At 43.8% G+C, this 13,336-nt stretch carries 11 protein-coding genes; 5 read left to right on the plus strand and 6 right to left on the minus strand.

Features of this window, described 5'->3' with window-relative positions:
• Window positions 1-36: 36 nt before the first annotated feature.
• The 3 genes from recF (at window position 37) to AC4II3_RS05490 (ending at window position 5,114) form a co-directional block, all read left to right on the plus strand.
• Window positions 37-1,188 (plus strand): DNA replication/repair protein RecF, encoded by a 1,152-nt coding sequence (gene recF, locus AC4II3_RS05480; protein ID WP_488007344.1) that lies wholly within the window; start codon window positions 37-39, stop codon window positions 1,186-1,188.
• 233 nt (window positions 1,189-1,421) lie between these two features.
• The gene (locus AC4II3_RS05485) at window positions 1,422-3,176 is read left to right on the plus strand and encodes a DUF262 domain-containing protein (protein ID WP_488029134.1); all 1,755 of its coding nucleotides are present in this window, start codon (window positions 1,422-1,424) and stop codon (window positions 3,174-3,176) included.
• A 609-nt stretch (window positions 3,177-3,785) separates the two neighbouring features.
• Window positions 3,786-5,114, plus strand: a complete 1,329-nt coding sequence (locus tag AC4II3_RS05490; RefSeq protein WP_488015371.1) for a hypothetical protein — start codon at window positions 3,786-3,788, stop codon at window positions 5,112-5,114.
• A 62-nt stretch (window positions 5,115-5,176) separates the two neighbouring features.
• On the opposite strand, the gene AC4II3_RS05495 is transcribed toward AC4II3_RS05490, so the two are convergent.
• The gene (locus tag AC4II3_RS05495) at window positions 5,177-5,740 is read right to left on the minus strand and encodes a 3'-5' exonuclease family protein (protein WP_488015369.1); all 564 of its coding nucleotides are present in this window, start codon (window positions 5,738-5,740) and stop codon (window positions 5,177-5,179) included.
• A gap of 232 nt (window positions 5,741-5,972) precedes the next feature.
• Here AC4II3_RS05495 and AC4II3_RS05500 point away from each other — a divergent pair, with 232 nt between their 5' ends.
• Window positions 5,973-7,424 carry a SagB family peptide dehydrogenase gene (locus AC4II3_RS05500; protein WP_488015367.1) on the plus strand — a complete coding sequence of 484 codons (1,452 nt, stop codon included), beginning with the start codon at window positions 5,973-5,975 and terminating at the stop codon, window positions 7,422-7,424.
• 385 nt (window positions 7,425-7,809) lie between these two features.
• Window positions 7,810-9,855: a S8 family peptidase gene (locus tag AC4II3_RS05505; protein WP_488015364.1), complete on the plus strand. Its 2,046-nt coding sequence runs from the start codon at window positions 7,810-7,812 to the stop codon at window positions 9,853-9,855.
• Here AC4II3_RS05505 and AC4II3_RS05510 read toward each other — a convergent pair.
• From AC4II3_RS05510 to AC4II3_RS05530, 5 genes are all read right to left on the minus strand, one after another.
• A complete protein-coding gene (locus AC4II3_RS05510; protein WP_490722782.1) occupies window positions 9,852-10,028 on the minus strand; it encodes a hypothetical protein in 177 nt (58 codons plus the stop codon). The genes AC4II3_RS05505 and AC4II3_RS05510 overlap by 4 nt on opposite strands.
• A 53-nt stretch (window positions 10,029-10,081) precedes the next feature.
• On the minus strand, window positions 10,082-10,588 hold the full coding sequence (locus AC4II3_RS05515) for a DUF3172 domain-containing protein (RefSeq protein WP_070393607.1): 507 nt from the start codon (window positions 10,586-10,588) through the stop codon (window positions 10,082-10,084).
• 158 nt (window positions 10,589-10,746) lie between these two features.
• Window positions 10,747-10,977 (minus strand): hypothetical protein, encoded by a 231-nt coding sequence (locus tag AC4II3_RS05520; RefSeq protein WP_488006542.1) that lies wholly within the window; start codon window positions 10,975-10,977, stop codon window positions 10,747-10,749.
• 29 nt (window positions 10,978-11,006) lie between these two features.
• Complete coding sequence (locus AC4II3_RS05525) at window positions 11,007-12,107, minus strand: N-acetyltransferase DgcN family protein (protein WP_488006540.1); 1,101 nt, start codon at window positions 12,105-12,107, stop codon at window positions 11,007-11,009.
• Window positions 12,091-13,206: a dipeptide epimerase gene (locus tag AC4II3_RS05530; protein WP_488006538.1), complete on the minus strand. Its 1,116-nt coding sequence runs from the start codon at window positions 13,204-13,206 to the stop codon at window positions 12,091-12,093. Before AC4II3_RS05530 ends, AC4II3_RS05525 begins: the two co-directional genes overlap by 17 nt.
• Between the last annotated feature and the right edge of the window lie 130 nt (window positions 13,207-13,336).

Below are 13,336 nucleotides of genomic sequence, written 5' to 3' on the forward strand. Positions count from 1 at the left end.
CCTGCTAACCCCCAACCTGTATGTAACCTTAAATGGATGTACCTTAAGAGCCTACACCTGCGACAGTTTCGTAACTACAGAGATTGCCTGGTCAACTTCGATGCTCCCAAGACAATTTTGCTGGGTAATAATGCTCAGGGAAAATCGAATCTACTAGAGGCAGTAGAGTTGCTCTCTACCCTCAAGAGTCATCGGTCAGCACGCGATCGCGAATTGGTCTTAGAAACTACTCCCATTGCGGAGATTCGGGCTACTCTAGAACGAACCTATGGTTCAGTAGAACTAGGATTAACCTTGCGCACTCAAGGACGACGTACTGTTGCTCTCAATCAAGAATCCTTACGTCGGCAGTTGGACTTTTTAGGTATTCTCAATGCAGTACAGTTTTCTAGCCTGGATTTAGAACTAGTGCGAGGAGCACCAGAACGGCGTCGCGCCTGGCTCGATTCGATTTTGACTCAGCTAGAACCAATTTATGCTTACATTTTGCAGCAATATAACCAGGTATTGCGACAGCGCAATGCTTTGCTCAAAAAAATCCGTAAACTTCAACAAGAAGGGGAAGTTGATGCATCGGTATCCAAGCAGTACAATGCCGAGCTAGGGTTGTGGGATGCCCAACTGGCTACCGCTGGCTCACGGGTCACCCGCCGTCGAGAGAGAATGCTAAAACGGTTAGCTCCTTTAGCCCAAGCATGGCACGCTAGTATTAGTGGCAAGACAGAGGTATTGGATATTACCTATGCCCCTAATGTCAGTCTTTCCAAAGATGACCCTGATCTAGTCAAGCAGGCTTTTTTAGAGAAAATCCAACAGTACTCTATTCCTGAATTTCATCAAGGGAGAACCCTAGTCGGTCCTCACCGGGATGATGTACAGTTTACCATTAATCAGACCCCAGCCAAGTCCTATGGTTCTCAGGGTCAACAGCGAACCTTGGTCTTAGCGCTCAAGTTAGCAGAATTGAAGCTGATTGAAGAGGTGGTGGGAGAGCCACCTCTATTGTTACTAGATGATGTATTAGCTGAACTAGACCTGAATCGGCAAAATTTATTGTTGGATGCTATTCAGGACCGGTTTCAGACTTTAATTACTACTACTCACTTGGGAGCCTTTGATTCCCAATGGCTGAATTCGTCTCAGATTCTTTCAGTGCAAGCAGGACAGATTAAAAAGTTGGAAGCTTGATGGTTGATGTTTGATCGGGTAAAGTACTTTTTGTAACTTGTTATTAAGACATATTTTTTTGGGAATAGTAAGGTTGTATAGCGCTAAGCGCAAGGCAAAAGGCAAAAGTGCGTTTGATCCATGAAGAATTAAATTCGCCACGGGTCGTACCTAAAAGTTTGCTATAAGAGCTTTTGCTGCTTGTATCAATATGAATTAATGTTGTTTTTTAGTTAATCTACAGATCATAACCTATGGAACTTCATGCATATACTAAAACAATTGATGAACTTTTTTCAGTTAACAAAAAGTATATTGTTCCTAGATTTCAGCGAGAATATTCTTGGTCAACAGAGCAAGTTACGGAGTTGTGGGAAGATATAATCTCGAATATTCAGATTACAGACAATCATGAGTTTCACCATGAAGAACATTTTATTGGTGCTCTTGTTTTAGTTGGTGATGACAAATCCAAACAATTGAATATTGTTGATGGCCAACAACGACTAACTACTTTGACGATTTTTCTCTCTGCCCTCTGTGAGCGTTTTATTGAAATCGAAAAAACTATTTTAGCTGAAGCAATACATTACAATTTTATTGCTGGTAAAAATAGTGATGGTCAACCTTATTTTAAGCTGGAAAATGAAAGTCCAAAGCCGTTTTTTCAAACTAGCATACAAGCTTTTAAAAAAGTAAAAGTTGAAAAAGTAAAAAATGAACCAAAAACAGAAGAAGAAAAAACACTTTTGAAAACTTATAATCAGCTATACCATAACCTATCTCAAAAAAAATTAGCCACTTTTTTCAAAGGTTTTAACATAGACAAAAAATCAGACTATGAAATGCTCTTGAAAGAAATTAGAGAGCAAGTTTTGTCCTATATTAAGGTAATTTTTATTACAGTCAAGGAGGAAGATCAAGCTTATACAATTTTTGAAACCCTGAATGCTAGGGGTATTAATCTCAGTTTTGTAGATCTTCTTAAAAATAAGCTTTTTAAAGAGCTTAATCAACAGCATCCTGATGATACTGCAAAAACAAAATGGAAAAAATTAAGATTCTTGATTTCTTCACGAGAAGGGCTCGGTAGTTTGGAAACATTTGTTAGACATTGGTGGATTTCAAGATATTCCTATAAAAGTGCTGAAAAAGTATATAAAGCTTTTAAAGAAAAATGGAATAATAATGAAATAGATGCTAATCAATTTATTGATGATCTGATTAGCGATGCTGAAAAATATATAAAAATAGCATCTCCTAATTGGGATGATTGGAAACAGCAAGAGGAAAAGGATATTTATAGATCGTTAAATGCTCTAAAAATTTTTGAATTGAGCCAAAATCGCCCTTTTATTTTAAGTTTATTTAGAGCGAAAGAATCCAAACTAATTAAGTTAAGTGATCTGAAAAATATTTTAGCATTTATTGAAGGATTTCACTTTCTTTTTACTGCAGTTTGTTCTATGCGTGCTTCAGGAATTGAGGGAAGTTATTCAAAAGCGGCAAGAGCGATTTTTGAAGCTAATAATAATAAAAAAATCACAAAAATAATAACAGAATTTAAAGAGCAAATGCTCAACAAAGTTCCTAGTAAAAATATTTTTAATGGAAAATTTCAAGAACTAAAATATGTCAATAAATATACAAAAAACAAAAAACTCATTCAGTATATTTTCTTTTTGATAGAAGTTTCCAAAAGAGAGACCAAAGAATTGAAACCAGATGATATGACCCTTGAGCATATATTGTCACAATCCTCTGGAAATGATGATTGTATTGGTAAGATAGGAAATTTACTTCCTTTAGGCAATAATTTAAATCAAAAAGCTGATAATAAGTTGCTTCAAGAAAAGATAGAAATTTATCAGAAATCAGAGTTTCATCTAACGCGAGAGTTTGTAGCCAACAACTATCAAACATGGGGAGAGGAGCAAATCAATGAAAGAACTAATGAATTAGCTGATTATTGTTATGATTTAGTCCAAAATCAATTAGAGTCTAGTTAAATTATCTGCTACGTAGAGAGTAGCAATAAGTGTTGCACTTCTGGTGTTCAGGGTATTGTATAGGTAGGCGTTTTTTTTCACAGCATTCCTAGGATTTGAGTAGTTTCTGTCCCAAGGAATGCTAGCTGCCCTGACGTGAGTCAATACCTGCTATTTTTTTATCCTGGTAACGGGATTATGAGAAAATCTTATACTCAATTGACATCCTCCCACCGCTATAATCTTCGATTTAGTGGTGGGAGGATGTCAACTACATAGCATTACGATAATCTTGCTTGTTGACATGGCATCGATTGTGTTCGATGATTAGATTTCTTCTAAGGGTTGACTCCTATCTAGATTTGCTGCAACTGTTTGAGAACTATTCCCATCCTATCTGTATTGCTAAAAACAAACATTGTAAAGAAATTTGGTATCTTTCCTGCAACCATTCAGATAAATGATACTTTTTTAGATACTCTCTGAAAAAGCAGCAAGCCAAAATTCAGCATTTGATACTGCTTTTGAATTCAGATCTTGCATTACAAGCCTAGCAAGACCACAAATTTTTAGGTTTTTTTAACCTTTCTTCTCCTTGCTAATCAATTATATATCTTCAGCAGATCCGATATGACTACAACACCAGATCAAACCGCAGATGCACGGAACCGCGTCATTGAATCGGCGAACCGATTGGGGGTTCAAATCAATGAACAAGAATTGGAACGATGGATGAATTCCATTACCGAAGCCACAGAAGGTAGTGATATTGTCCTTGATGAAGAGACAGGGGTTTTCGGTCACAAAGTCAGCATGTTGGATTTCGATCCAAAAGACCTGGAGTATTTTCGTGCCATCGGCAAAATTGTCGAATTTGAGGATGTTCCTGGTAAAGTAGAAACTGCTTTGGCTCTCTCTGGTTCAGCGGCTCAATCTAAGGTTCAAATTCACCCTGGGGACTGTGACTACTTCGAGCGAGTGAATATTATTGCCCCTACACGGCTTGAAGCCTCTGAAATTCTTGTGCAAATCATGCGTGAGAAAGTAATCAGTAGTATTTCAGGACCGAATTTTCAATTAGTGGATGTGAAATTTGGTGGCTATCCCCAAGACGTAATCTGTAATGAACGCTTGCGTCGCAAAGGCTCACCGATCACCTGGTCTCCTGAGGACGTTGTGGCTGGAAAGATTGAACTGAAGGACTCTGAAGGGAACCCTCTTATCATCACTTGGGATTCGTTAGCTAAGGACTATTCCGGTTGGTGTAAGCTGGAGTGGGTAATTGCAGATCCAGTACGTCGTCAATTAGCCAACGCTAGCAACGTGGTGGATGTCACCTGGGAAGCTCCCGATGGTACAATAACTGCCTTAGATGGCTATCTCGACGGCTATTTCCAAGAAATTTACCTAGATGCCCAATCTGCTCCCATCTTTGAGAAACTGGTGAAGCATGCCTCTACTGATGTCATGGATGATTACGTGACGGCGTTGCAAAAGCAAGTTAAAAAATATGTTAAGGAAGGTCATCTTAACTATGGCAAAGCCGCCAAACGCATGTACAATATATTCCGGCTGAATGGACAGTATGAGGAAGCTGCTTTTCTCCGGGAACTGTTTGACGAACCTGCGGCATTACTTTATCAAGTCCACGCATTAGTAGGAACTGTTCAAGAAGCCACGGAAAAAAATACTTCTTTTGATATCGATCATATTCTCGATCAGACTGATGAATTGATTCTGGCAGTTATCAAGGTTTTGGAAGGGGAAGAGGAGTTGGAGATTGTACGTCCTCTCCTGCGTCTATCCCGCTGTATCAGTCGTCAAGAGGAGGGGGTTCCCCTTGGTCCCCAGGTAAAAATAATTCAATCAGAAATCATGAATATTGTCAACAATTTCTTCTATGAAAAGATGACAGCACTACCTACTATTAAGGCTTATATTGAGGGTCTCAATACTTGATCCTGACCCTCGCTATACTAACGCTCTCTGCCCCTATCCCTTGACCTAGTAAGACAGCTAAATCAATGTTCACGCTGTAAGTTGTTTTGTAAGAGATTGCAAAACAACTTACCTTGTTGAATGGCATCATCAAGAGCAACATGGGTCAAGGGCATCTCTTCTAACCACTCAGGCGGTAGGTTTTTCTTGCCTGAGTCACTATAGTTTCGTTTTAGGAATGCCATGGCATAGGAGCGGATGTCTAGTGCCGAATGCTTAAAGGGACTATCTCCCACAAAGTTGATCAAATACCAATAGACAAACATAAAATCGAAGGTGGCTGGATAGGCAACAAAGACCGGTTTACCGGGTAATGCTTGTAGCCAAGCGTGATATGCCTCCATTACCTGTGCCGGGGGCTTGGGGTTGACGTGGCAGGCTTCCCAAGCTTCAGGGTTTTCTGACCACCATATCATGGTGTTGGGATGACCTTGTGCCCCCGGCAAGGGTTCTAGGTTAGCTGTAAAGGTGGCGATTAATTCTTTGTCTGCCGTATAAGCTGCTGAGCCAATGCTGAGCATGGAGTGAGGTCCAGGGATAGGACCATCGGTTTCAATATCCGTGCTGACGTAGATTTCGATTGTCATTTGTTTGCCTATATCAAATATTAACAGGATATTGCTATGACCTTAACATCTGAGAAAATTTAGGAAAAAAAAATTGGTAGTAATGCATACTAATGATTCAATCAGCAGTCTTGAACCTTGAAAACCTATAACACTTCTGGGGTGTTGCTAAGCCGCAACAATTCTTCTCGTTATCTATTGTCGCCTTGGGTTAATGTTAAGTTCAGCCTACTGTTGACTTCTGACTGGAATAATGACTTTCTCATCCTTAACTGTTTCGCTCAAACCTGAAATTACCCTCACCACTGTTGATGGAAAGATTCTGCTCCAATCTTCAAGCCGTAAGCTGGCATTTCATCAACCGGAACCGGGATTAAAAACTGCTCTAGATGCTCTTAAACAGGGAACCCACACCCCTGCACAACTTCAAACCTTAGTCCTAGAAACCGACGGCACACAAGTCCGGGAAAAGTTCGATGCTTTCCTGAATCGTCTGATCGAACTGGGCTGGATCTGTCACGCCATCCCCCCCTCATCTCCTGAGCTTTCTCCCCTTGCGATCGCTATCCCCATGGTAGGGGATTATTACTTCGATTGTCCTGAGATTGATTGGGATGCGATCGCATTTACCCTCTCTCGCTTCGCCTATCTCCATCAAGTCGAAGGGGAAATGGTATTAGAATCTCCCCTTACCAAAGCTAAGATTAAATTTTCCGACTGGCTGGGTCCTGCCTTAGTGAGTCAGTTATCTCAACCTCAAACCGCTACTAGCTTGAGTCAGGAAATTCCCGGAATTACTGAAGAGATTGCCCAACAGTTTCTCAGTTTACTGTTTGCGGCTCAGATGTTGTCTGCATCCTTTGCCAGTCCTGTTGAAGAAGATGAAGAAGTTGAGAGCGAAGAAGCAACTCCACCCTTAGTGTTTTGGGAATTTCACGATTTGTTGTTTCATGCCCGCAGTCGCCTCGGTAGACATAATAATCCCTTGGGTGCCATATTTCCCTATGTCGGTAAAATTGATCCCTTGCCTGGGGTGAAGCCATTGATGAGCGATGTCGTGATTCCCTTGGCAAAACCCAACATAGAGGAACTTAATCAAACTGATATGCCCTTGAGTCAGGCATTAGAAACTCGCCGTTCGATCCGGCGATATGACGAAACCCCGATCACCCTTGAACAATTGGGACAGTTTCTATACCGTTGCGCCAGGGTGAAAAAACTCTTCGATACAGAAGAACGGGGAGAGCTAAGTAACCGTCCCTATCCCGGTGGGGGTGCGATTTATGAATTGGAAATTTATCCTGTGGTTAACGCTTGCCAAGGATTAGAACAGGGACTCTATCAGTATCACCCTTTAGACCATGTTTTGTGTCAAGTCTCAAAATCGACCGCAGAAACGGAAGCATTAGTTAAGGATGTCTGGTTTGCCAGCGCTCAACATGATCAGCCCCAGGTTGTATTCGTAATTACTGCCCGCTTCGGACGAATGTTTTGGAAATATCAATCCATGGCCTATGCAACGATTTTAAAACACGTTGGAGTTATGTATCAAACCTTCTATCTGGTTGCCACCAGTATGAATTTAGCTCCCTGCGGAATTGGATCAGGTAACTCGGATCTATTTCAAAAAGCGACTGGAATTGACTACTATGAAGAGTCTTCTGTCGGAGAATTTATGTTAGCTTCTGTTCCAGTTAAACCTTAATAAAAACTATAGCCCTGGGCCGTTGGAAATAGCTTGTAGGGTGGGCAAAAACACTTTGTTTTTTTAATTATAGCTATATTATATAGTTTATCGCAGTTATGAGGTACAATTTGATTTGAGGCTGATTCTTTTAAACCCCTCTTGAATATTGCCTTTTGCCTTTTGCCTTTTGCCTTTTGCCTTTTGCCTTTTGCCTTAAAAGTATAAGATTTTTCCTCAAACGTCGATAAAAATTATATATAACTTTGCCCATCCTAATTTAATTGATATTTTTTTTATAGGCAAGTGCCTAAATATTAAGTTTTGTGGCTATATCAGTTTTCTATACCACTGGACATAGTATGTTAACCAATGGCTTAACAATCCAAAATTAGTTTGGGATTCAATGTCTGAAATTGCTAAAATCCCAGGAATACAGGGACTTTGGGAAAAAACCAAAGGGGACTCCCAAGTTGTTGTTGCAATTCTAGATGGGGTTGTTGACCAGGCTCATCCTTGTTTTGATGGGGCTAGGCTAAAGCGGTTGCCAACCTTAGTTCAGGGAGAGGCAAACCCGAGTGGGAGGATGTCGAGCCATGGGACTCATGTTGCCAGTCTGATTTTGGGTCAGCATGGTTCTCCCGTGCAGGGGATTGCCCCAAACTGCCAGGGTTTAGTCATACCTGTGTTCGCCGATGAAGGTCGTCGCCTCTCTCAACTGGATTTGTCTCGTGCCATTGAACAGGCCGTTAATGCCGGAGCGCATATTATCAATATCAGCGGCGGACAACTGACTGACTATGGTGAAGCAGAAGACTGGCTCCAACAGGCTGTCCGTCTGTGCCGAGACAATAATGTATTAATTGTGGCGGCTGCGGGCAATGACGGGTGTGAGTGTTTACACGTTCCCGCTGCCCTTCCGGCTGTCCTAGCAGTTGGAGCCACGGATGGCCAGGGACAACCCCTAGAACTGAGTAATTGGGGTCAAACCTATCAAAACCAAGGGATTCTGGCTCCGGGAGAGAATATTCTGGGAGCTAAACCCGGAGCTGGTACAGTCAGACTCAGTGGCACCAGTTTTGCCACCCCCATTGTCAGTGGAGTTGCGGCACTTTTGCTGAGTCTGCAACGGCAACGGGGTGAAGAACCTGACCCCCAAAAAGTTCGTACTGCCTTGCTAAAAACAGCCCTACCCTGTAACCTACCGGAAAACGATCAGCGTCCTCGTTGTTTGGTGGGAGAGCTTAATGTTGCTGGGGCGTTTACTGATTTAACAGGAGAAACCATGTCTGAATCTGAAGAACTCTCAACCGTTGAAGCATCGGGCTGTGGTTGTGACGGAACACCAGAAACTAGCCCCCAACGGTTACTCAGTGCTGAGGTAACTTCAGCTGTTGATCCCACAGAAGCTAAACCTGCCGTTGCGGCCTCCTCAACTGAGACAGCGGTAGCCCCTGCCCAACCGACTCAGGTTGCTGTTATTGCTTCTGAACCTCACTCTACACAAGCCCCGGTCACCGCGACCTCTGTATCCACAAATCACCAGATCTCTGCAATGTCCAACACTACTGCAAATGCGATTACCCCCAGCCAGCCCGTTCAAGCCAGTGGTGGCGATATAATTTATGTGATCGGAACCCTCGGTTACGACTTTGGAGGCGAAGCAAGGCGCGACTCTTTCAAACAGTTGATGCCACCTTATGAGATTGAAGGGACTCAGGTGCCAGCAAATCCCTATGATGCCCGTCAGATGGTGGACTATCTGCAGGCCAATCTCTCGGAAGCCAAGTCCTTAATTTGGACGCTGAATATGGAGTTGACTCCCATTTACGCCCTCGAACCTTCGGGGTCCTTTGCCAGAGATGTGTATGCTGCATTTCAGGAATTGCTCTCTGGGGAAGTACAAGCAGAAAATTCTGAGGAATACATTGAACGGGTCAGTATCCCTGGACGGTTAACGGGACGAACGGTAAAACTGTTCTCTGGGCAAGTTGTTCCAGTGGTTGAACCGGTAAGTCCTCGTGGCATCTATGGTTGGAGGGTGAATACCATGGTTGCTTCTGCTTTGGAAGCGGTACGGGGTCAACAGGCAGAGGCAGATGATGAGCAAATGCGCAAAAGCCTCAGCAGTTTCCTCAACCGGGTTTACTATGATCTCCGTAACTTAGGACAAACCTCTCAAGACCGGGCCCTGAATTTTGCGGCAACAAACGCTTTCCAAGCAGCTCAAGCGTTCTCTGAAGCAGTAGCAGCTGGAATGGAATTAGATAGTATTGTAGTTCAGCGCAGTCCTTTCTGTCGGATGGATAGTGATTGTTGGGATGTGCAGTTGAAATTCTTTGACCCAGAAAACAACCGTCGAGCTAAGAAAGTCTTCCGCTTTACCATTGATGTTAGTGATTTAATTCCTGTGACTTTAGGCGAAGTTCGCTCTTGGTCTTCTGCTCATTAAAGACCTATAAAATCGAGATAAGGAAATTGTTTGATTTCCTTATCTATATTGATTGGAGGGAATCGGGAATCGGGAATCGGGAATCGGGAATCGGGAATCGGGAATCGGGGATAGGGAATCGGGAAGGGAACAGGGAGCAGGGAGCAGGGAGCAGGGGAGAAGAATTGACGCAAACAGTATGATAAAAATACTAATGCTAAGCTGATATCTTACACCAGTACAAAGTTTAAAACTGATCGGTTTCTCGTGGTCCGCTAGCACCGCCTTGATTAAGGAATAAGTTACCGGTTGCATCGTTTTGATAGATACAGCGAATTTCTGGTGTACCTTCAAGCACACCAGTGAAACCAAAAGTATTCATCCTGTTTTTGCATTCCCGGACCTGTTCTGATGAGATCAGCCTCCTCTGTTCCAGAATTGACCAGTTATTCCGACGTAAAACACACCCAGGTCGCATCTTGGGCTGGGTCACATACACATTAAAGGGATTGAGAGTCACGAAAACTTGCATATCCGTCACCATCGCACTGGCACCATACTGAATACAAAGCTCTGGATTTGGTGCGCTGCGGTCAATTACTTCACGGGAGGCAACGTTTTCTGGATTGAGAGTGGCACCAGAGCTAAAAGCAATACCAACTCCCAGTCCCAAGACAAAAACCCCACCAAGAATCGCTAAGGTTGTGTAATTAATTTCAGGTATCCCATTAGAACTGTTGGATTCACGTTTCATTGGATTGAATTAACGTAATTAACGTTTAGAATTTGCTGGGTCAAGATTTCCTGGGAGTAGTTGCTACTTGCCCCCTTCTTTCAGTATGCCAGGTACGCCAAGATTAATCCGGAGCTGGGGAGCTGGGGAGCTGGGGAGTTCTCACAGGGGTAGGTTTTTTACCTTTGGGTCGGGAGTCGGGAATCGGGAATCGGGAATCGGGAATCGGGAATCGGGAAAAGCGGGAAATGGGGAGAATTATCCCGGAAACTAGTGTGTATTTTGATACATATTTTTAGTAATTTATACGTAATAAAACTACCTACTCGCCCCTTTGTAAAAAACCTACCCTTGTAAGGCTGGGGAGTTGGGGAGTTGGGGAGATGGGGAGATGGGGAGATGGGAAACATTCAGTTTATAGGGACAGTAAATTCTTGTCTTACCCCGACTCCCGATTCCCGATTCCCGACTCCCGATTCCCGACTCCCGACTCGCCATTACCCATTGCTGCTTTCAACAATACATCTGCTCCAAATCGCACGGCATCGGTACAAGGTAGGCCAGTCTCTGTTTGTACCTGTTCAATGGCCGACCGGGCAGCTTGATCATCCAAGTGGCCAGTATTAAGTGCGATCGCAATCACCTTAACCTGACCAAATGCCCCACCAGCACTAGCAACAGTCTCGTAAAGCTCAATCACTTTGGGTAATGGGGGAATCGGCACATGGTCATGATTACGAACAGACTGCTGTCCGGCTCGATGCACCAATAGTAATCCCGTGGGCTGAGTTCCTCGAATTAGCGGTAGAGTAGCTGTGGAACCAGGATGCAACAGGGAACCTTGCCCTTCTACGATCAATAAGTCGTGGTCATTACCATAGCGCAGTACCATTTGTTCCACAGCACCAGCAGCAAAGTCTACCCGAATCCCATCCAAGGGAATGCCATCCCCAGAAATCATAATTCCAGCTTGACCAGTGGCTAGGAACTTCGATGGTATGCCCTGACCTTGGGCGCACAAATATAACTCCAGAGCTGCTGACATTTTGCCCACAGCCATATCTGTACCTACTGTCAAGATGCGCCGACAAGGTAGCGATCGCGCTTGAGCACTTGCTATTCCTAATCCCTTCGGTTCCCGACGAATATCCCAAATTACCTGACCGTCTTGCAGTAATTGCTGTAATTCTGGGTCAGATGCCATGGGAGTATGCAAACCATTGATAATGGATAACCCTGCTTCTACCCCTACTTTCACCTCCTGCCACCAAGGCTCTGGTAATGCTCCCCCAGAGGGCGCAATACCAATGGCTAGGATATCCGGTTGATAAGCCAGGGCAGCAGATACGGAATCTACAATCGGGACATTAACCTTAATTCCAGTTAATTTAGACAAAGACTTCCCAGCAGACTCGTGATCAATAACTACTACAATCTCAGTTGGGCAGTACCGTAACAGAGTCAGTCCGGTTTTGCCTTTTGAACCAAAAATCCCTTCATGGAGTAGAATCGCAATACGCCGATTAGTGGTTAAATTCACGGCGTTTCACCCCCAGTCCTGGTAAATTATTCGGTATCAAATGCCCATTTTGTAGGGTTGCCCCTGTGAAGGGGTCATCTACTAGGTTTAAGTGACTGTCTAAATCTAGATAATCTGCCAGTGGTGAAAGATGAGAAGCTGCTGTATTCGCCAGAGTACTGTCAGAATAGCAACCAAACATCACCTGCAACCCACAAGCTTTTGCGGTATGCACCATCCGTATTGCCTCAGTTAACCCACCAGATTTCATTAGTTTGATGTTAATACCATGGACACAGTTTGCCAATGGCGGAATATCTTGGCTAGTCTTGCAACTTTCATCCACAAATATTGGTAAAGGGGATTGCTTATACAACTGGGGTAAATCAACCTCTTTTCCCGGAGCGAGGGGTTGTTCGACATGCTTCACTCCCTGACTCGCCAGCCAGTTACACATCTCTACCCCTTCCTCCAAACTCCAACCCCCATTGGCATCTACACTCAACTCGGCTTCTGGTGCCTCATCTCGAATGGCCAGCAGCATCTGTTGATCAGCAGCAATCCCCTCAGGTGAACCTAATTTAATTTTCAGTACATGAGCACCAGTAATGGGAATCCATTCCTGCACCCGTTGCCTGGCCTTTTCTGGGTCACTAATGCCTACCGTAGCGGAAATTGGTACAATTCGGCGGCGGTTCAATCCCCACAGCCGCCAGAGGGGCAATCCCACCCGCTTCCCTAACCAGTCATGTATTGCCAAATCAATAGACGCCCAAGCTGCTGATGGCACCTGTACCTCCTCCAACACCCGTTCAATTTGTTGGTGTTCCCAAGGACTAAATGCCTCCAGCATCGGGATAACCACCTCTAGGGCTTCCAACAGAATCTCAGTAGTTTGCTTATGGGGGGTGGGGGGCAGGAAACCCTCTGTGCCTAGATCTGACGAGCTACTGCTGAGCCTAGTTGCCTTTCCTAGGGAAAATGGAGACCCTTCGCCCCACGCTTCAATACCCTCCTGTTCTATCCTGACCCAGACATTGGTGGTTTCAGAGGTGGTGCCACGACTGATGGTTAAAGGGAACCGCTTATGTACCGTGAAGGTTTCAACGCCAATACGCATTGTTTATTTAGTATATGGTTATTTAGTTGAAGGTTGGAGGTTAGTTGGTTGTTCGCGTAGCGTGGCCAATAGGCCAAGGTTGGAGGTTAGTTGGTTGTTCGCGTAGCGTGGCCAATAGGCCAAGGTTGGA

The organism is Moorena sp. (genome assembly GCF_982860115.1).

Coding starts and splice junctions, on each gene's coding strand:
- recF (WP_488007344.1), top strand. CDS start 37: ATGTACCTTAAGAGCCTACACCTGCGACAGTTTCGTAACTACAGAGAT.
- AC4II3_RS05485 (WP_488029134.1), top strand. CDS start 1,422: ATGGAACTTCATGCATATACTAAAACAATTGATGAACTTTTTTCAGTT.
- AC4II3_RS05490 (WP_488015371.1), top strand. CDS start 3,786: ATGACTACAACACCAGATCAAACCGCAGATGCACGGAACCGCGTCATT.
- AC4II3_RS05495 (WP_488015369.1), bottom strand. CDS start 5,740: ATGACAATCGAAATCTACGTCAGCACGGATATTGAAACCGATGGTCCT.
- AC4II3_RS05500 (WP_488015367.1), top strand. CDS start 5,973: ATGACTTTCTCATCCTTAACTGTTTCGCTCAAACCTGAAATTACCCTC.
- AC4II3_RS05505 (WP_488015364.1), top strand. CDS start 7,810: ATGTCTGAAATTGCTAAAATCCCAGGAATACAGGGACTTTGGGAAAAA.
- AC4II3_RS05515 (WP_070393607.1), bottom strand. CDS start 10,588: ATGAAACGTGAATCCAACAGTTCTAATGGGATACCTGAAATTAATTAC.
- AC4II3_RS05520 (WP_488006542.1), bottom strand. CDS start 10,977: ATGTTTCCCATCTCCCCATCTCCCCATCTCCCCAACTCCCCAACTCCC.
- AC4II3_RS05530 (WP_488006538.1), bottom strand. CDS start 13,206: ATGCGTATTGGCGTTGAAACCTTCACGGTACATAAGCGGTTCCCTTTA.